General features: G+C 60.7%; 16 protein-coding genes and 1 tRNA gene. 8 read left to right on the top strand and 9 right to left on the bottom strand.

The annotated features are described in order from the left end of the window. Positions 1-30 precede the first annotated feature (30 nt). The 7 genes from coaE to ispB all read right to left on the bottom strand — a co-directional run bounded on the left by coaE (position 31) and on the right by ispB (position 7,965). Positions 31-678, bottom strand: a complete 648-nt coding sequence (coaE, locus tag ACFOFO_RS14285; protein ID WP_390327071.1) for a dephospho-CoA kinase — start codon at positions 676-678, stop codon at positions 31-33. An 18-nt stretch (positions 679-696) separates the two neighbouring features. Beyond that, entirely contained in the window at positions 697-1,566 is an 870-nt protein-coding gene (locus ACFOFO_RS14280; RefSeq protein WP_390327069.1) for a prepilin peptidase, read from the bottom strand. A gap of 639 nt (positions 1,567-2,205) precedes the next feature. Continuing rightward, positions 2,206-3,438, bottom strand: coding sequence for a type II secretion system F family protein (locus ACFOFO_RS14275; protein ID WP_390331842.1), 1,233 nt, complete (start codon positions 3,436-3,438; stop codon positions 2,206-2,208). A gap of 15 nt (positions 3,439-3,453) precedes the next feature. Further along, entirely contained in the window at positions 3,454-5,178 is a 1,725-nt protein-coding gene (gene pilB, locus ACFOFO_RS14270) for a type IV-A pilus assembly ATPase PilB (RefSeq protein WP_390327066.1), read from the bottom strand. Between the two features lie 340 nt (positions 5,179-5,518). Further along, complete coding sequence (locus tag ACFOFO_RS14265; RefSeq protein WP_390331841.1) at positions 5,519-6,820, bottom strand: HlyC/CorC family transporter; 1,302 nt, start codon at positions 6,818-6,820, stop codon at positions 5,519-5,521. Between the two features lie 50 nt (positions 6,821-6,870). After that, positions 6,871-6,947, bottom strand: a tRNA-Pro gene (locus ACFOFO_RS14260). A 28-nt stretch (positions 6,948-6,975) separates the two neighbouring features. Next, entirely contained in the window at positions 6,976-7,965 is a 990-nt protein-coding gene (gene ispB / locus ACFOFO_RS14255; RefSeq protein ID WP_390327064.1) for an octaprenyl diphosphate synthase, read from the bottom strand. A 456-nt stretch (positions 7,966-8,421) separates the two neighbouring features. Here ispB and rplU point away from each other — a divergent pair, with 456 nt between their 5' ends. The 4 genes from rplU to proB all read left to right on the top strand — a co-directional run bounded on the left by rplU (position 8,422) and on the right by proB (position 11,687). Further along, positions 8,422-8,733, top strand: a complete 312-nt coding sequence (rplU, locus tag ACFOFO_RS14250) for a 50S ribosomal protein L21 (RefSeq protein ID WP_390327063.1) — start codon at positions 8,422-8,424, stop codon at positions 8,731-8,733. A gap of 50 nt (positions 8,734-8,783) precedes the next feature. After that, positions 8,784-9,041: a 50S ribosomal protein L27 gene (gene rpmA / locus ACFOFO_RS14245; RefSeq protein WP_390331840.1), complete on the top strand. Its 258-nt coding sequence runs from the start codon at positions 8,784-8,786 to the stop codon at positions 9,039-9,041. Positions 9,042-9,199: 158 nt separating this feature from the next. Beyond that, positions 9,200-10,309, top strand: a complete 1,110-nt coding sequence (gene obgE / locus ACFOFO_RS14240) for a GTPase ObgE (protein WP_390331839.1) — start codon at positions 9,200-9,202, stop codon at positions 10,307-10,309. A 259-nt stretch (positions 10,310-10,568) separates the two neighbouring features. Next, positions 10,569-11,687 (top strand): glutamate 5-kinase, encoded by a 1,119-nt coding sequence (proB, locus tag ACFOFO_RS14235; RefSeq protein ID WP_390327062.1) that lies wholly within the window; start codon positions 10,569-10,571, stop codon positions 11,685-11,687. Positions 11,688-11,787: 100 nt separating this feature from the next. On the opposite strand, the gene ACFOFO_RS14230 is transcribed toward proB, so the two are convergent. Continuing rightward, a complete protein-coding gene (locus ACFOFO_RS14230; RefSeq protein WP_390327060.1) occupies positions 11,788-12,381 on the bottom strand; it encodes an RNA pyrophosphohydrolase in 594 nt (197 codons plus the stop codon). Positions 12,382-12,590: 209 nt separating this feature from the next. Between ACFOFO_RS14230 and ACFOFO_RS14225 the strand changes: the two genes are divergently transcribed. Both ACFOFO_RS14225 and ACFOFO_RS14220 read left to right on the top strand, forming a co-directional pair. Continuing rightward, the gene (locus tag ACFOFO_RS14225; RefSeq protein ID WP_390327058.1) at positions 12,591-14,315 is read left to right on the top strand and encodes a proline--tRNA ligase; all 1,725 of its coding nucleotides are present in this window, start codon (positions 12,591-12,593) and stop codon (positions 14,313-14,315) included. A 130-nt stretch (positions 14,316-14,445) separates the two neighbouring features. Beyond that, complete coding sequence (locus tag ACFOFO_RS14220) at positions 14,446-15,108, top strand: lytic transglycosylase domain-containing protein (RefSeq protein ID WP_390327056.1); 663 nt, start codon at positions 14,446-14,448, stop codon at positions 15,106-15,108. Positions 15,109-15,340: 232 nt separating this feature from the next. Here the strand turns inward: ACFOFO_RS14220 and ACFOFO_RS14215 are convergent, their stop codons facing one another. After that, positions 15,341-15,505: a hypothetical protein gene (locus ACFOFO_RS14215; protein ID WP_390327054.1), complete on the bottom strand. Its 165-nt coding sequence runs from the start codon at positions 15,503-15,505 to the stop codon at positions 15,341-15,343. Positions 15,506-15,582: 77 nt separating this feature from the next. Between ACFOFO_RS14215 and ACFOFO_RS14210 the strand changes: the two genes are divergently transcribed. After that, positions 15,583-17,013 (top strand): alkaline phosphatase, encoded by a 1,431-nt coding sequence (locus tag ACFOFO_RS14210; RefSeq protein ID WP_390327052.1) that lies wholly within the window; start codon positions 15,583-15,585, stop codon positions 17,011-17,013. A gap of 187 nt (positions 17,014-17,200) precedes the next feature. After that, positions 17,201-18,586, top strand: a complete 1,386-nt coding sequence (locus ACFOFO_RS14205; protein ID WP_390328249.1) for an alkaline phosphatase — start codon at positions 17,201-17,203, stop codon at positions 18,584-18,586. Positions 18,587-18,633: the final 47 nt, after the last annotated feature.

The following is an 18,633-nucleotide window of genomic DNA, read 5'->3' as shown; positions in this document are numbered from 1 at the left end:
TCTGAACCAAGCGCCGCAAAATTACAAACGTTACGGCTGCTTTATCGGGGTTGCACCGGCCAATCCTTTATAGAAAGCATGCAAACGGCCAATCTCCGGAATCAAATCGGCCGCGCTGCGATCATTGAGCAGCACATCGTCGGCCGCCGCCAGTCGTTGCGCGCGGGTGGCCTGGGACGCCATGATGCTGCGCACCTGGGCTTCGGTGAGCGCACTGCGCTGCATCACGCGCGCCAACTGCAAGTCTTCGGGGCAATCGATCACCAGCACGCGCGACACCTGTTGCCGCCAGTTACCCGATTCGACCAGCAGTGGCACCACGAACATCAGATAGTCGCCTGGCGCCTGCGCCGCAGCCGTCGCGGTCTGTTGCCGGATCAGCGGATGCAGGATCGCTTCCAATCGTTGTCTGGCGGCCGGATCGGCAAATACCTGGGCGCGCATTTTGGCGCGATCCATGGCGCCGGAGGGCGCCAAAAAGTCCACGCCGAATTGGGCGACGATCGCATCGATGGCCTGGCCGCCGGGGGCGGTCAGCTGGTGGGCGATCAAGTCGGTGTCGATCACGGCCGCGCCCTGCGCCGCGAATAGATCGGCCACCGTGCTCTTGCCGCTGCCGATGCCGCCGGTCAGTCCGACCGAAAGGCGGTCACCGATGGGCCTGACGGATGCCAGCACGATCGTCAGCCAGCGGCGTCAGGACAGCAAGCCGAACGCGGCTTGTGCGATCGGTTTGCCGTACAACAACGCGATCATGCCGGCCGCCGCCAGATACGGACCGAATGGAATCGGGTTGTCGCGCCCGCGCTTGGCGAACAGGATCAGCGCAATGCCGACCACCGCTCCGACCACCGACGACAGCAGCAGGACAATCGGCAACATCGACCAGCCGAGCCAGGCGCCGAGCGCAGCCAGCAGCTTGAAATCACCATAGCCCATGCCTTCCTTGCCGGTCGCGAGCTTGAACAGCCAGTAAATCGACCACAGGCACAGATAACCGGCGGCGGCGCCGATGACGGCGTCGGGCAGTGCCACGAAAGTCCCGCTCAGATTGACCAGCAGTCCGCACCATAACAGCGGGTATGTCAGGTCATCGGGCAACAGCTGGGTGTCGGCATCGATGAAGGTCATCGCGATCAGCAAATAGGCGAACACCAGTGCGGCGAGCCCGGCCAGACCGCTGCCGAAATGCCATACCAGGTAGGCCGACAAGGCGCCGGTCAACAGCTCCACGATCGGATAGCGGACCGAAATTGGCGCCTTGCACTCGATGCATTTGCCGCGCAAAAAAAGGTAGCTGATTACCGGGATGTTTTCCAGCGCGGTGATTTGGTGGCCGCAATGCGGGCAGGCCGAGCGCGGCACCATCAGGTTGTAGCGAGTGGTATGTGGCAGCGGTTTCCCGCTCTCCTGCGCCACATAATTGTCCGACTCGCGCTGCATCATCTGCGGCACCCGGTAGATCACCACGTTCAGGAAACTGCCGATCAGCAGGCCGAACAAACCGGCGAGCGCGGCGCTGGGAACACTGCCGGGTGTGGCGAAGACTAAAAAATCGAGCAGCATATCAATGTAATTTCCAATCGACGGCGTCGATTAATAAGATGTTTCAATCCGCCATTTGCGGACCCGATGCGGTGCGGTCGTCAAGACTCCTGGTTGCCAGCCGCTCAAGTTTTTGGTGATTGTCAAAGCCTGTCGCCGTTGTTCCCACCATTGCTTGCTGGGCCATATTAGAACATACCGGCAGGCAAAGTGGTCGATGGGTAACATATTGCATGGGTTCGAGAGGGTCAAGATTGCAGGCGAGGAGACCGATTTCCATCGCGCCGACAGGGAGTTATTGCGCATCGGGCGGCGCCAACAAGGACCAAGTGCCCTCCATGCTTCGTCGGTGGGAGCGCGTGATTTTCGAACGTAGTTCCGTGCCGACACATCGATGCAGATGTTATGCCGGCCAGCAATTCCAGTGCAGCTGGCCGCACTGTTCTCCGCATGATGCATCAACGCCTCTGGCGTGATAGCGATGCGCTGCAGTTAACCATTTTTTGCATTGCCAAGAAAGCAACAAGGAGCTGGATCATGGATCCAACTCCTTGTCGGCCGGCGGTGGTGTGGCAGCGGTTCAGGCCAATCGAAAAGCAGGTCCCGCTGCATGGCCCCCAAAGAGGCGCCACCGCGAGGCGCGCCCCCACTCAATCGGCATCAGACCACCGAGCCGAGTTTGAAGATTGGCAGGTACATCGCAATCACCAGGCCGCCAATCAGCACGCCCAGGATTACCATGATCAATGGCTCCATCAGGCTCGACAATGATGCCACCGCCTCATCGACTTCTTCCTCGTAAAAATCGGCGACCTTGCCCAGCATGCTGTCGAGCGAGCCGGATTCTTCGCCGATCGACACCATCTGCGTGACCATGTTCGGGAACACGTCGGCATTTTGCATCGCCACCGTCAGGCTGGTACCGGAAGAGACTTCCATTTGAATCTTTTTGGTGGCGTCCAGATACACCGCGTTGCCTGCGGCGCCGCCGACCGAATCGAGCGATTCGACCAGCGGTACGCCGGCGGCAAACATGGTCGCCAGCGTCCGGGTCCAGCGCGCGATGGTGGCCTTGCGAATGACGGCGCCAAAAATCGGCAATTTGAGCAAAGTCCGGTCCATGAATCGCTGGACTTTCAGTGAGCGTCGCCAGGCCTGGAAGAACAGGTACAGACCGCCGAACAGTGCGCCGAAAATGATGTACCAGTATTTGACGAAAAAATCGGAGATCGCCATCACGAACAGGGTTGGCGCCGGCAGGTCGGCACCGAAGCTGGTGAACACTTCCTTGAACGCCGGCACCACCCAGATCATGATCACCGCGGTGACGATGAAGGCGACTGCCAGGATCGACACCGGGTAGAACAGGGCCGACTTGATCTTGCCCTTGATCGCCAGCGTCTTTTCCTTGTAGATTGCGAGACGGGTCAGCAGATCTTCCAGGATACCGGCCTGTTCGCCGGCGCCGACCAGATTGCAAAACAGCGGGTCGAAATACAGCGGGAATTTGCGGAATGCCTGATTCAGGCTGGTGCCGGTCTCGACATCGGAGCGAATGTCCTGAATCAGTTTCGAGACCGATGGATTGGCATGGCCCTTGGCGACAATGTCGAACGATTGCAGCAACGGCACACCGGCCTTCATCATCGTGGCCAGCTGGCGGGTGAATAGCGAGATGTCCTTGTCGGTGACCTTTCTGCCGGAACGGAAGCTTTTCTTCTTGACCTTGGTGACCAGGATGCCCTGACGCCGCAAGGTTGCGTTGACGACGGCTTCGCCGCCAGCGCGCAATTCGCCGGTGACCTTCTTGCCCATCCGGTCCTTGCCCTCCCAGGCAAAGATCATTTCCTTTGCCGGGCGGGCGCCTGCGGCCATGCCTGTTGCGGTTGCCATGCTTGATCTCCCGTTTTATTCGTTGGTGCAGCCGAGCACTTCTTCGAGGCTGGTCAGCCCCTGCTTGACCTTTTGTAATCCGGACTGGCGCAAGGTTCTTACGCCTTCACTCTGTGCCTGCCGTTCGATTTCGGGCGCGGTGCCATTGGCCAGGATGATGCGCTCTATCTCTTCGCTGATCGGCATGATCTGGTAGATGCCGACCCGGCCCTTGTATCCGCTGCCGCTGCAGCGTTCGCAACCGACTGGCTTGTAGGGGTGCCAGGTGCCGTCCAGCTCGTCTTCATTGAAGCCGGCCTGGACCAGGATTTCATCCAGAATCACGGCGGCTTGCTTGCAGTTGCACAGCCGGCGCGCCAGCCGCTGTGCCGTGATCAGAATCACGGATGACGCGATGTTGAACGGCGCGACGCCCATATTCATCAGCCGCGTCAGCGTCGACGGCGCATCGTTGGTGTGCAGCGTCGAAAACACCATATGACCGGTTTGCGCCGCCTTGATCGCGATGTCGGCAGTCTCCAGATCGCGAATCTCGCCGACCATGATGATGTCGGGATCCTGGCGCAGGAAGGCCTTCAGTGCCACCGGGAAGGTCAGGCCGGCGCGGTCGTTCACGTTGACCTGGTTGACACCGGGCAGATTGATCTCGGCCGGATCTTCCGCCGTCGAGATATTGATGCCGGGTTTGTTGAGAACGTTCAGGCAGGTATACAAGGACACGGTCTTGCCGGAGCCGGTTGGTCCGGTCACCAGTACCATGCCGTAAGGACGCTGGATCGCTGCGAGCAGCGTTTCTTTTTGATCCGGGTCGTAACCGAGCGCGTCGATCCCCATCTGCGCCTGGGTCGCGTCCAGAATACGCATCACGGTCTTTTCACCAAACAGGGTCGGCAGCGTGCTGACCCGGAAATCGATTGTGCGCGTTTGCGACAGCACCAGCTTCATGCGGCCATCCTGCGGTACGCGTTTCTCCGAAATGTCGAGCCGGGACAGCACCTTGATGCGCGACACCAGTTTTTCCTTGATCGACAATGGCGGCTGCGCGACGTCGCGCAAGATGCCGTCGACCCGGTAGCGGATTCGGAAAAACTTCTCGAACGGTTCAAAATGGATATCGGATGCACCCTGGTTGATCGCATCAATCAGGATTTTTTGCAGGAATTTGACGACCGGCGCGTCGTCGATTTCGCTGCTCGCGGCATCGGCTGCCGCGGTCGTGTCCTCTTCGAGGAACATGATGTCCTGATCGTCGCCGATCAGGTCATTCAAGTTTTGCTCGGCGGACTTACTATAGCTTTCCAGCAGTTTCAGCAGGCTATCGTGCTGCACGATCACCGGTTCGACGTTCGATTCGGTCTGGAATTTGATCTGGTCCAGTGCCTGCGTATTGGTCGGATCGGAGATCGCGACGAACAGCTTGTTGGCACGCTTGGCCAGCACCACCACGCGCTGACCCTGCATCAGCTTGGCGTCGATGATCTTTTCCGGGATCAGTCCCAGATTGAAGGCCGACAGCTCCAGCATCGGATAGCCGAACGTCTCGGCACAGAACAGCGCGAGCGAGCGAGCATCGATGCCGCCACCCTTCAGCAGCACATCGATAAAGCCAGTTTTTTCGGTCAGCGCCTGTTTATGCAGTGTTTCTGCCTGCTGCGCGGACAGCCGTCCGGCTTGCAGCAAGGCGCGAGCCAGACCGGACAGGGCGGCGCCGGAAGCCGGGTTGGGGAGGACTGCAGCCATAAAAAATCGCTAAAAATAGAGCCGAGAGCCGGACAAAAAACGTCGGAATTGCGTTAGATGATGCCTACAGGCATCTGTTTTGTAAAGATATTGTGATCCCCGTCGATCGGTTTGTTGCGCCAAGAGCCGATAGTTTTGCCAAAAAGTCACTTGGTAGCCCGTCGGGCTGACAGAGAATCGGCTGTTAAAACCGCCGAGGGGGCACGGTGTCACCCGCTGCCTGGTCAATTGCGCGCAATTGACGCTGAAAGTCCGGCAAAATCTGGTGTCGGTCAGCGCATTTTTCGCTGCGATCCCGCCAGTCCGGCGGACGCGCAAAGGCGTTGAAATTGCGGTTTGATCAGATTTTTGAGGGGTTTTGGAGCGTGTCGGTGAGTCGGATCAGCTTGACCACCTTGATCGCCTGGTTCTGGACCTGCACGATCTCGATGATGCACTGGCCGAGCTTCAGGCTGACGTTGGCCTCCGGGATGTCCTGCAGCAGTTCCAGCAGTAAGCCGTTCAGCGTTTTCGGTCCATCCACCGGCAGATGCAGGTTGAGGCGCTTGTTGATGTCGCGCAGCGTGGTCGTGCCTTCCAGCAGGCATGCGCCATCCTCGTCCCAGCCGAATGCATCGGCACGCGCGGCACCCGGCACCGAAGTCGTGAATTCGCCGATCATCTCTTCGATGATGTCTTCCAAGGTGACCAGGCCCTGGACCTCGCCGTATTCGTCGACGATGATGCCGAGCCGTTCGCGATTTTCCTGGAAATACTGCAGCTGGGTAAACACGCCGGTGTCTTCGGGGATGAAATACGGCGGCGTCAGCAATGCGCGGAAATGGTCGACCGTCAGTTCCTCTTCCTGATTCAGCAGCGCGACCGCCTTGCGCACGTGCAGGATGCCGGCGATCCGGTTGATTTCGCCCTCGTACACCGGCAGCTTGTTGTGGTAACAGGTGGTCAGTTGACGCTTGATTTCCTCGACTGGCACGGCCAGGTTCAGGGCCTCGACCTGGGAGCGCGGAGTCATGATGTCCTCGACCGAAATGGTCTCCAGATCGAACAGGTTGAGCAGGATGCTCTTGTGTTTTTGCGGAATGAAATTGCCGCCTTCGAGTACGATCGAGCGCAGCTCTTCCGGCGACAGGCGCTGCTCGTGGGCCGCCTTGCCGGTCTTGATGTGCAGTGTTTTGAGCAGGCCGGACACGAACAGGTTGACGAACCAGATTACCGGCTTGGCCAGCGCCATCAAGGGTTTCAGCAACATGCTGCTGGTCAGCGCGATGCGCTCCGGATAGGTGGCGCCGATCACCTTCGGCGAGATTTCGGCAAATACGATCAGCAGAAAAGCCACCGTGCCGGTCGCCATCGTCAGCACCCGCTCGTGATTGCCAAAGGTCGAAATCGCGATCGCCGTCACCAGCGCTGTCGCCATCGCATTGATCAGGGTATTGGCGATCAGCACCAGCGACAACACCTTGTCGGTGCGGTCGAGCAGCCACAGCGTGGTGGCGGCGCGTTTGCTGCCGCGTTTGGCAAGATGGCGCAGCCGATGCCGGTTGGCGGCCATCAGCGCGGTTTCGGCCATTGCGAAAAACGCGGACAGGAAGATCAGTAGAAAGAGTGCAAGAATTTGCACCCACAAGGGCACGGCATCCAAAGGGTCACCGTCAGGTAGTTGAAAAGGGGGTGCAAGTGGTGCTGCAGGATTGGTCGGGGTGAGAGGATTCGAACCTCCGGCCTCTACGTCCCGAACGTAGCGCTCTACCAGGCTAAGCTACACCCCGACGGCAGCGGGCGCATCATCGTGCCGGCTTAATGATTACGATCCACCGCGAATGCGCACAATTGTAACAAAGAATCCTTGTATTGACCATCTGGCAAGGATGCGATCGACGCCGCTGCGCGCGCGCTGGCCTGCGCGGCCTGTTGCCGGGTATAGGCCAGTGCGCCGGAGCTGGTGATGGCGGCCAGAATCGCATCGAACTGGTTTTCGTCGCCGTGCTCGATGCAGGCGCGCACCAGTTCGCGCTGTTCCGCGGTGCCGTGTTTCATCAGATAAATCAGAGGCAGCGTGGGCTTGCCTTCGCGCAGGTCGTCGCCGACGTTCTTGCCGATCTGTTCGGCGTTGCCGGTGTAATCGAGCACGTCGTCGATCAACTGGAACGCAGTGCCGAGCGAGCGGCCGTATTCGGCGGCGGCTTCGATCTGCGCCTCGCCGGCACCGGAAACGAGCGCGCCGAGTTGCGATGCTGCCTCGAACAGTTTCGCAGTCTTGGAGCGGATCACCTGCAGGTAACGCTCTTCAGTGACGTCCGGGTCATGCATGTTCAACAACTGCAACACTTCGCCCTCGGCGATCACGTTGGTCGCATCGGCCAGAATCCGCATCACGCGGACATTGTCGACCGCCACCATCATCTGGAAAGCGCGCGAATACAGGAAGTCACCCACCAGTACCGACGCTGCGTTGCCGAACAGTGCATTGGCGGTCTGGCGGCCGCGCCGCATCGACGACTCGTCCACCACGTCGTCGTGCAGCAGAGTCGCGGTATGAATGAATTCGACCACCGCCGCCAAGTCATGGTGGTGGCGCCCCTGGTAGCCATACGCATTGGCCACCAGCAGCACCAGTACCGGTCGAATCCGCTTGCCGCCGGCGCTGATGATGTATTCGGCGATCTGGTTGACCAGACTGACGTCGGAATGCAGTCTGTCGCGGATCACCAGATTGACGGCCTCCATATCGGTGACGATCGACTGGGAAATGAGGTCTTGGGCGGTGCTGTGGGTAGTGGCGGACAAGGCGAACCTGCAAGGAATCGAGTGTGCCGGGATTATACGATGCGCGGCCGGCTTGGACAGGCCCGGCATGGAATCAAATTCTGGCCGGAGCGACAGCGGCGGCCGCGGCGCGCCCCGCAACCGCCGCCGCGGCAATGAATTTTTTGGAGAGTATGTTGCCAAATCACGCATTTCTCGCAAGAACTTTATGGGTCTGTAAAAATACAGTGGCCAGTATGTTTTCTGTTCAGGGGCTCGGTCGGCGATCGTTGCAGGCGCCGCCGGTGCCATAAATTGACGTTTTGGCGTCGCTTGGCGACGCCGACAGGGTCCGCAGGAGCACCGCGCTGCGGCCAGGTTCCGCACTTTTGACCGCAAACATAAGTCCATGTATAATTGGAGGTTTTCCCGATTCCGTCTGCCTATCCGGCGGGTCGGCGAGAGAAAGTTTCTTCAATTTTTTCGATGAGGTTTCACATGTACGCGGTCATAAAAACCGGTGGCAAACAATATAAAGTTGCTGCTGGCGAAAAACTCAAAATAGAACAGATACCGGCTGACATTGGTTCCGAAATCACACTTGATCAAGTGCTCGCAGTGGGCGAAGGTGACACCATTAAATTTGGTGCGCCACTGGTCGAAGGTGCAACGGTGCTGGTTACGGTAGTGGCGCAAGGTCGTCACGATAAGGTCAAGATTTTCAAGATGCGTCGTCGTAAGCATTACCAGAAACATCAAGGCCATCGCCAAAATTATACGGAAGTCCAGATCGTTTCGATCAACGCTTGATCTCAGCCATCGAGCGTTAGCAGCAATAACCAGTTACCAAGGAGTCTCAAATGGCACATAAAAAAGGCGGCGGCACTACGCGCAACGGCCGCGATTCCGAGTCAAAGCGACTTGGCGTTAAGGTCTACGGTGGTCAATCCATCAATGCAGGCGGCATCATCATTCGTCAACGCGGCACCCCGGTGCGCGCTGGCGAAAACGTCGGCATGGGCAAGGATCACACCCTGTTCGCGCTGGTTGGCGGCAAGGTAAAGTTTGTCGTCAAGGGCGCCAATCAGAACCAGTTCGTGACCGTAGTACCTGCCTAAGCATCTGTCTGAGTACGGCTCGGCCGGCATCGGCAGCGCCTCGCGCTAAGACTGCAAGCCCCGTCTCGGTTGGTGTTTCAAGCATATTGTAAGGCGCAAGCCTTCCATCGAAAGGCTCTGCCCCTGGTAGAGCCTTTTTAGTTTTATGGCGGCACAACATGAAGTTTATCGACGAAGCAAAAATCGAAGTCATTGCCGGCGACGGCGGCAATGGAGTCGCCTCCTTTTGTCGTGAAAAATTCAGGCCTTTCGGTGGCCCGGACGGCGGCGATGGCGGCAAGGGCGGCAGCATCTGGGCCGTGGCCGATCGCAATATCAATACCCTGGTCGATTATCGCTATTCCAAGCTGCACAAGGCGCGCGACGGCGAAAACGGCCGCGGCGCCGATTGCTACGGCAAGGGCGCGGACGACATCATGCTGCGCATGCCGGTCGGCACCCTGATTGCCGACCACCTGACCGGCGAAATCATCGCCGACCTGACCGAACATGGCCAGGTCGAGCTGCTGGCCAAGGGCGGCGAGGGCGGCTGGGGCAACATCCATTTCAAGTCCTCGACCAACCGCGCACCGCGCCAGAAAGGCGACGGCAAGCCGGGCGAGCGGCGCGAGCTGCAGCTCGAACTGAAGGTGCTGGCCGACGTCGGCCTGCTCGGGATGCCGAATGCCGGCAAATCGACCTTCATCACGGCGGTATCGAACGCGCGTCCGAAGATTGCCGACTATCCGTTCACCACGCTGCATCCGAATCTGGGCGTGGTGCGGGTCGGCCATGAAAAGAGCTTCGTGATCGCCGATATTCCGGGTCTGATCGAAGGTGCGGCCGATGGCGCCGGCCTCGGCGTGCAGTTCCTGCGTCACTTGCAGCGCACCGGCTTGCTGCTGCATGTGGTCGACCTGGCGCCGTTCGACGACACGGTCGATCCGGTCAAGGAAGCCAAGGCGCTGGTCAAGGAATTGAAGAAATACGATGAGGCGCTGGTCGAGAAGCCGCGCTGGCTAGTGTTGAACAAGCTGGACGTGGTACCGGAAGACGAGCGCAAAAAGCGCGTCAAGGACTTCGTCAAGCGCTTCGGCTGGAAGGCGCCGGTATTCGAGATTTCGGCACTGAATCGTGACGGCTGCGAGGATCTGGTGATGGCGATTTACGCCCATTTGGCCGAGAAAAAGCAGAACGAGCACCGGGCCGAGGAAACCAGCATGACCGAGGAGGCGCGCGGCATTAATTCGATCGATCCGGACGATCCGCGCTTCAAGCTCATGGAGTAGCGATCCGGGCGCGGCAGTGCGCCCGGTGTTACGTCCGGTATTGCGCTCAGATCCACATCCGTTCGCCCTGAGCGGACGGTGGACGGAGTCAAGGGGGCGAACGGGCGTCATTGAATCAATGTCGTTCGATCCGTTGTCCGAACCCGGATCAACGGCGCACCGAGGCAGCATCAGCGACCAGCGTCGATTTTCTTTGTGCCGTGCCAGTTCGCATGATTGAGCCATCCATAACCGCATACATTCCAGCATGGATTCCAGCATGAATTCCGTCATTCAAAGCGCGCAACGTATCATCGTCAAGGTTGGCTCATCGCTGGTGACCAACGACGGCAAGGGTCTTGACCACGCCGCGATCGCCAACTGGGCCATGCAGATCGCCCATCTGCGCGGACTCGGCAAGCAGGTGGTGCTGGTCAGTTCCGGCGCGATCGCCGAAGGCATGCAGCGACTCGGCTTCGAGCGCCGGCCAACCGGCGTCCACCAGCTGCAAGCCTGCGCCGCGGTCGGCCAGATGGGGCTGGCACACATCTACGAGACCAGCTTCCGCCAACACCAATTGCATACTGCCCAGGTCCTGCTGACGCATGCCGATCTGGCCGACCGCGAGCGTTACCTGAACGCGCGTTCGACCTTGTTTACGCTGCTGCAGATGGGCGTGGTGCCGATCATCAATGAAAACGACACGGTCGTCACCGACGAGATCAAGTTTGGCGACAACGATACGCTGGGCGCACTGGTCGCGAACCTGATCGAGGCCGACGCCCTGATCATCCTGACCGACCAGCGCGGGCTGTACAGCGCCGATCCGCGCAAGCATCCGGATGCGAAATTGGTGCATGAAGCACAGGCCGGCGATGTCGCGCTGGAGGCGATGGCCGGCGGTGCCGGCAGCGGTATCGGGCGCGGCGGCATGCTGACCAAGATCCTGGCCGCCAAGCGCGCCGCCAGCTCCGGCGCGCACACGGTGATCGCGTGGGGCCGCGAAGAAGATGTGCTGAGCCGGCTATCGGCCGGCGAAGCGATCGGTACCCAGTTGACTGCGCAAACCGGGCGTCTGACCGCGCGCAAGCAATGGATGGCCGATCACCTGCAAACAGTCGGCCGGGTCGTGCTCGATGCCGGCGCGGTGCAGAAGCTGACCCAAGAAGGCAAGTCGCTGTTGCCGATCGGCGTGACCGCGGTCGATGGCGAATTCGGTCGCGGCGCAGTGATCACCTGCGTCGACCCGGGCGGCCGCGCCATCGCGCGCGGACTGTGCAACTACAGCAGCGCCGAGGCGCGTCGCATCATGCGCCATGCGTCGAGCGAGATCGCCGGAATTCTGGGGTTTGTCGAAGAACCTGAGCTGATTCATCGCGACAATATGGTGTTGGTGTAGGGAGGGGCAACCCGTTGCGCGGAGGTTGTTCCATCGGGCCGCTTTGCCGGCACGGCGGGTACCGGATCGCAGCGCCTGCCGGCGCCGCGTACCGCGATGATTAGTCATTCTGCGTCTTCAAGGGCAAGGGCTCGGGCCGGATGTCCTCCGCGATCGCGACCTTCGGTCCATGCGGCTGCCGCAGATAACGCGCCACATTGCGGTGTTGTACTGTTTGCGCCGGCCACGCCAGAAAGCGCGACAACTCCTTCAGCGCGCGTTCATAGACATCGCGCTTGAATTCGATTACGACATCCAGCGGCACCCAATAGTCGTGCCAGCGCCAGGCGTCGAATTCCGGATGGTCGGTCAGGCGCAGGTTGATGTCGCTGTCACGCCCGACCATGCGCAGCAGATACCAGATCTGCTTCTGGCCGCGATAATGACCGCGGATTTCACGCTTGATGAAATGGTCGGGCACTTCATAGCGCAGCCAGTCGCGGGTGCGACCGACGATCTTGACATGCTCCTGGCGTAGCCCGATTTCTTCTTCCAGCTCCCGGTACATCGCCTGCTCCGGCGTCTCGCCGTATTTGATGCCCCCTTGCGGAAACTGCCATGAGTGCTCGCGCACCCGTTTGCCCCACCACACCTCGTTCTGGGTGTTAAGCAGGATGATGCCGACGTTAGGGCGAAACCCTTCACGATCCAGCATAGTGCACCTCAAACTTTCTGCGACCGGGCGGCCTTCAATACATGTTATTTTGCTCAAGAATGCGCATTGGGATGATTTTCTTGCAACGCGAACCATGCCGGGCAGGCATCAAAATTGTGCACAAATGTGTAAAGTAAAGGCGCATCAGCCAGCTAATCCTTTAAAATTGAGTTGATTATAACTCTCTCTTTTTAAAAAGAATTCACCGTATGCGCGCCTCACGTTTTTTTATTTCAACGCTTAAAGAAGCCCCGTCCGATGCCGAAATCGCCAGTCATAAACTGATGATGCGCGCCGGTATGATCAAACGTGTCGGTTCCGGCATCTACACCTATATGCCGATGGGCCTGCGCGTGATCCGCAAGGTCGAGGCGATTGTGCGCGAAGAAATGAATCGTTCCGGCGCGATCGAGTTGCTGATGCCGGTGGTACAGCCGGCCGAGCTGTGGCAGGAAACCGGGCGCTGGGACAAGATGGGGCCGGAGCTGATGCGGGTCAAGGACCGCCATGGTCGCGACTTTGCGATCCAGCCGACCTCGGAAGAAGTGATCACCGACGTGGTGCGCACCGACATCAAGTCATACCGCCAGCTGCCGATCAATTTCTACCATATCCAGACCAAGTTCCGCGACGAGCGCCGGCCGCGTTTCGGCCTGATGCGCGGTCGCGAATTCACCATGAAGGACGCTTATTCGTTCGACCGCGACGTGGCCGGCATGCAGCAGTCCTACCAGATCATGTACGACGCTTATGTGCGCATTTTCAGCCGCTTCGGCCTGCAGTTTCGCGCGGTGGCGGCTGACGTCGGTGCGATTGGCGGCACCGGTTCGCATGAATTCCACGTGATCGCCGACACCGGTGAAGACGCTATCGTGTATTGCCCGAGCTCCGATTTCGCGGCCAATGTCGAGGCCGCCGAGGCGCTCAGCTTGACCCCGGCGCGCGCGGCCGCAAGCGAGCCACTGACCAAGACGGCGACGCCGGGCAAGGCCAAGTGCGAGGACGTGGCCCAATACCTGAAGCTGCCGCTGGCGCAGACCGTCAAGTCGATCGTGCTGACGGTGGAAAAAGAAAAGGGTAATGAAACCTGGCTGCTGCTGCTGCGCGGCGACCATGACATGAACGAGATCAAGGTCAATAAGATCGCCGGCCTGGCCGGCGGCTACCGCTTCGCGACCGAGGCCGAGATCGTCGAGACCTTCGGCACGCCGCCTGGCTACCTGGGCCCGATCGGCACCAAACAGCCGGTCACGGTGGTGGCGGACCGCACGGTCGCCAACATGCACGATTTCGTGTGCGGCGCCAACGAGCTCGACTTCCACCTGACCGGCGTCAACTGGGGCCGCGACCTGCCGGAACCGCTGGTAGCCGACCTGCGCAATGTGGTTGAAGGCGATCCGTCGCCGGACGGCAAGGGCGTGCTGGCGATCCAGCGCGGCATCGAAGTGGGCCATGTATTCCAGCTCGGGACCCGCTACTCGGAAGACATGCAGGCGACCTTCCTCGACGAGCACGGCAAGCCGCAGCCGCTGCAGATGGGCTGCTACGGCATCGGCATCACGCGCATCCTGGGCGCCGCAATCGAGCAGAATTTCGACGACAAGGGCATCATCTGGCCAGCTTCGCTGGCGCCGTTTGAAGTGGTGTTGTGCCCGATGGGGTACGACCGCAGCGAGACCGTCAAGGCCGAGACCGACAAGCTGTACGCGGCGCTGCAGACGGCCGGCGTCGATGTGATCGTCGACGACCGTGGCGAGCGTCCCGGCGTGATGTTCGCCGAATGGGAGCTGATCGGCGTGCCGCATCGCATCGTGATCGGCGAGCGCGGGCTGAAGGAAGGCAATCTGGAATACCAGGGCCGGCGCGACGCTGCGGCCACACCGGTAGCGCTGGATGCCATGGTCGAGTTCGTCAGCGCTAAATTGGCCGCATGAGCTCGTCAAAAATACTGTCCCTCAGTATTTTTTATCCCGCAATGAAATCGGGCGGGATAACAATGGTTTTGCCTGATACTCCCGTTATTTTCAAATTTGAGCCGCAATTTGAGCCGCAATTTGCGCATCAATGGCGAGCGCATCGGCCGGCTGGCGGGGCGTACCGATGAGGCGCCGGGCCGGCTGGTCGCGGCTGCTGGCGGGCGCCGTCTGCCTGACTGCGCTGCTGGCCGGTGCCGGCAGTGCGCAAGCCGGCAACCAGAAGGAAGAGGCGATCGCCGATGCGATGCGGCTCGCCTTGTCCAACGCGATCGCCGACGCCCGGCCACCGAAGCCGAAATTCGGCGACATCAACGAGCGCATCCGGTATCTGTATTGGCTCGGTGAGATGTCCGAGCGCCTGAAAAAGAAGCTGCCAGATCCGCAGGTGCGCATCGAATTTCTGGAAACCGCCTGGTACGAAGCCCGTCGCGCAGGCTTGGACCCGGCGCTGGTGCTGGGCCTGATTCAGGTCGAGTCGGCCTTCCGCAAATACGCGCTGTCGTCGGTCAGCGCGCACGGTTATATGCAGGTCATGCCGTTCTGGACCCGGGTGGTCGGCGATAGCGACAGCAAGAAACTGTTCAACATGCAAGCCAACCTGCGTTACGGCTGCGCGATCCTGCGCATGTATGTCGACATGGAAGGCGGCAACCTGTACCTGGCGCTGGGCCGCTACAACGGCAGCCGCGGCCGGCCCGAATATCCGAACGCGGTGCTGGCGGCCTGGAAGCGCTGGGAATTCAAGACCTGATGACCGCTGCGCACCCGATCGCGCCAGGTCGTACCAGACCTTGGCACGCGCTGGTGTAGTCCTGCATCCTGCATCCTGCATCGGTGGCTGGTCTCGGCCTGGCGCCGTGCCGGTTCGCCGCCGGTCCTGGCAACGTCGCTGCGATCGTCACAACCGCCCCTGCAATTGCGACGCATACGCGGTCGATCCCGGCCGCTGTGCTGGTTCATCGGGTGCCCGCCGCGCGTCGCCGTCAAGCCATCGCGCCGCGGCGCCGCGACCAGACAGTTTCCCGCCCGGCGCCATTGAAATCGGCATCCTCTGCTCCGGTCACGGCGGTCGATGCGCCACCAATCCAGTCTGAATCAGGCCATCGAGGCGACTTGGCGGCGAGCGTGTAAAAAATATTGTCGGTCATGCAATTGTCATGCGTCGGTCATGTATCAGTCACATTGGGCCGGTATATTTCAGGCTTTTCCAGTCGGGGGTGATGCGATGAAGCTTACAAGTGGTTTGGCCGTGGCGATGGCCGTGGCGATCTTGGCCGGGTGTGGCAGTGCAACGACGACAGTGGCCGATGCGCCCAGGAACGTCATCTTCTTCCTGGGCGATGGCATGGGCATGACCACCATGACCGCGGCGCGGATCTATGCCGTTGGCGAGGAAGGCGAGTTGACCGTGGACACGCTGCCCGAGACCGCCTTCGTCAAGACCTTCTCCAACGACGCGCAGGTGACGGACAGCGCGCCGTCGATGTCGGCCTACATGACCGGCGTCAAGATGAACAACGAAGTATTGTCGATGTCCTCCAACACCGTGGCAAAATCGCCGGTGGCCGACGCCAATGGCAATCTGCTGGCCAATAACTGCGGCACTGGCAACGGCACTGCCGTCACCACCCTGGCCGAAGTCGCCAAGAGCAAGGGCCTGTCGGCCGGCGTCGTGACCACCACCCGCGTGACGCACGCGACGCCGGCTGCGGTGTACGCCCACATCTGCCATCGCGACCTGGAAAACGACATCGCCGCGATGCTGGTTCCGGGCGGCACCGGCTTCAACGCCGCGCTCGGCAGCGCCGGCCTGGATGTGGTGCTGGGCGGCGGCACCCAGTTCTTCACGCCGAAAGACAAGGGCGGCAAGCGCGCCGACGGCCGCGACCTGGTGGCGGAAATGAAGGAGAAGGGTTATGCCTATGCCGGTAATGTCACCGACCTCAAGGCGATCGACCCGGCTGCCACCGAGCGCCTGCTCGGCCTGTTTACGCCCGGCCACATGAGCTACGACCTCGACCGTGACCCGAGCAAGGAACCGAGCCTGGCCGAGATGACGACCAAGGCGATGGATGTGCTCGGCAAGAACAAGAAAGGTTATTTCCTGATGGTCGAGGGCGGCCGCATCGATCACGCGCTGCATGAAACCACCGCCAGGAAGGCCTTGCAGGACACAGTCGCATTCGACAACGCGATCAAGGCTGCGCTCGACAAGGCGCGCGTCAGCGATCCTGACCTGAAAAATACGCTGATCGTCGTCACCGCCGATCATGACCACACCCTGGTATTGAACGGCTACGCGCAGCGCACCGGCAAGACCGACGCCGGCAAACCGGGCGTATTGGGCCTGCTCAAGAACGTGACTTCCGGTTTGCTGGAGAAGGATCTGGACGGCGCGCCATACACCATCATCGGTTTCGGTAATGGCGAGAGCCGCACCCAAGCCAGCCGCGCCGGCATGGCCAGCCTCGACGACAACACGGTCGGCGCCAACACCTACCACCAGGAAGCGGTGATCCGCGTCTCGGCGGGCAACGAGACCCACGGCGGCACCGACGTCTTCCTCGGTGCGATCGGCAAGGGCGCCGAAAATTTCCTCGGCACCATCGACAACACCAAGGTGTTTTCCCTGGTCAGGGCGGCCGTCGACTTGTAATCGACACCGCTGTTGCCATCGCAGCTTCAAGCCCGCTGCCAGTCCACGCCCAGGCGCGGGCTGGCAGCGGCGATGATGAAGCAGCACCACACTCATCAGGACCCAGGAGACCATCATGATCAAGCGTAACTGTATTCAGCGTCATTCTTTCAAGCGTAACGAAGTTAAGCGTCACTATTTGGCGACGATGTGCGCCGCCGCATTTTCCATCACCCTGGCGCTACCCGCCTTTGCGGCCGGCGAAGCCAAGAACATTATCTTCTTCCTCGGCGACGGCATGGGCCCGACCACCGTGACTGCTGCCCGTATTTTCAAGTACCAGGAAGAAGGCGCGCTCAATTTCGAACAATTGCAGCGCACCGCGCGCATCAAGACCTATTCGAACGACGCCCAGACCACCGACAGTGCACCGTCGATGTCGGCCTACATGACCGGCGTGAAAATGAACAACGACGTGCTGTCGATGTCGACCGACACCAAGGCAGTCGCTCCCGGCAAGGACGTCAATGGCAACCTCGGCGTCAATAACTGCGTGGCCGCTAACGGCAAGCCGGCCGCAACCATCCTGGAGCTGGCCAAGGCCAAGGGCAAGGCGACCGGCTCGATCACCACCACCGAGCTGACCCATGCGACGCCGGCCGCGACCTACTCGCATATCTGCCACCGCGACACCCAGTACACCATCGCGGCGCAACTGGTGCCGGGCGGCGCCGATTTCAATGCGGCGCTGGGTGACGGCGTCGACGTGCTGATGGGCGGCGGCCGCAACCACTTCACGCCCTACGTTGCCGTCACCAACGTCAAGGGCCGGGCCGACGGCCGCGACCTGCTGGCCGAACTGACTGCCAAAGGCTACACCGTGGCCGCCACCAAGGCCGACATGGCCGCTGCGCCGAGCAACAAGAAGTTCATCGGCCTGTATAGCAGCAAGAGCCATCTGGAATATGAGCTGGACCGCGTCGCCGTGCCGCCGCTCGGCGAAGGCGCGACCCAGCCGAGCCTGGCCGAGATGACGGTCAAGGCGATCGATATCCTGTCGCAAAATCCGAACGGCTATTTCCTGATGGTCGAAGGCGGCCGCATCGACCACGCGCTGCACGGCACCAACGCCAAGCGCGCGCTGGTCGATACCATCGCGTTCGACGATGCCGTCAAGGCCGCGCTCGACAAGATCAAGGCGACCGATCCGACGCTCGCCAACACCCTGATCGTGGTGACGGCCGATCACGACCACACCATGACCTTCAACGGCTACGGCAAGCGCGGCAACCCGATCCTCGACATCAACCGCAGCTACCGCGACGGCCAGCCGTCCAAGGATGCCGACGGTAACACTTACACCACGCTGGTGTTTGGCAACGGCCCGAACCGGCCCAATCTGCGCACCAACCTCGACAGCGCCGCAGTGCTGGCCGATAACTACCAGCAGGAAACCGGTGTGCGCCTGGCCAGCGAGACCCACGGCGGCGGCGACGTCAAGCTGCTGGCGACCGGCGCCGGCGCCAACGTGTTCAAGGGGACGCTGGACAACACGAAAGTATTCGGCTTGCTGAAATCGGCCTTCGGTTTCTGACCGGACAAAATCGGCGCGAGCCGCGGATCTGTCAGCCACGGCATGAG

The organism is Pseudundibacterium arcticum (assembly GCF_042646465.1).
Classification (GTDB): Bacteria; Pseudomonadota; Gammaproteobacteria; order Burkholderiales; family Burkholderiaceae_D; genus Undibacterium_A; species Undibacterium_A arcticum.
This window is presented reverse-complemented; position numbering and strand designations above follow the sequence as displayed.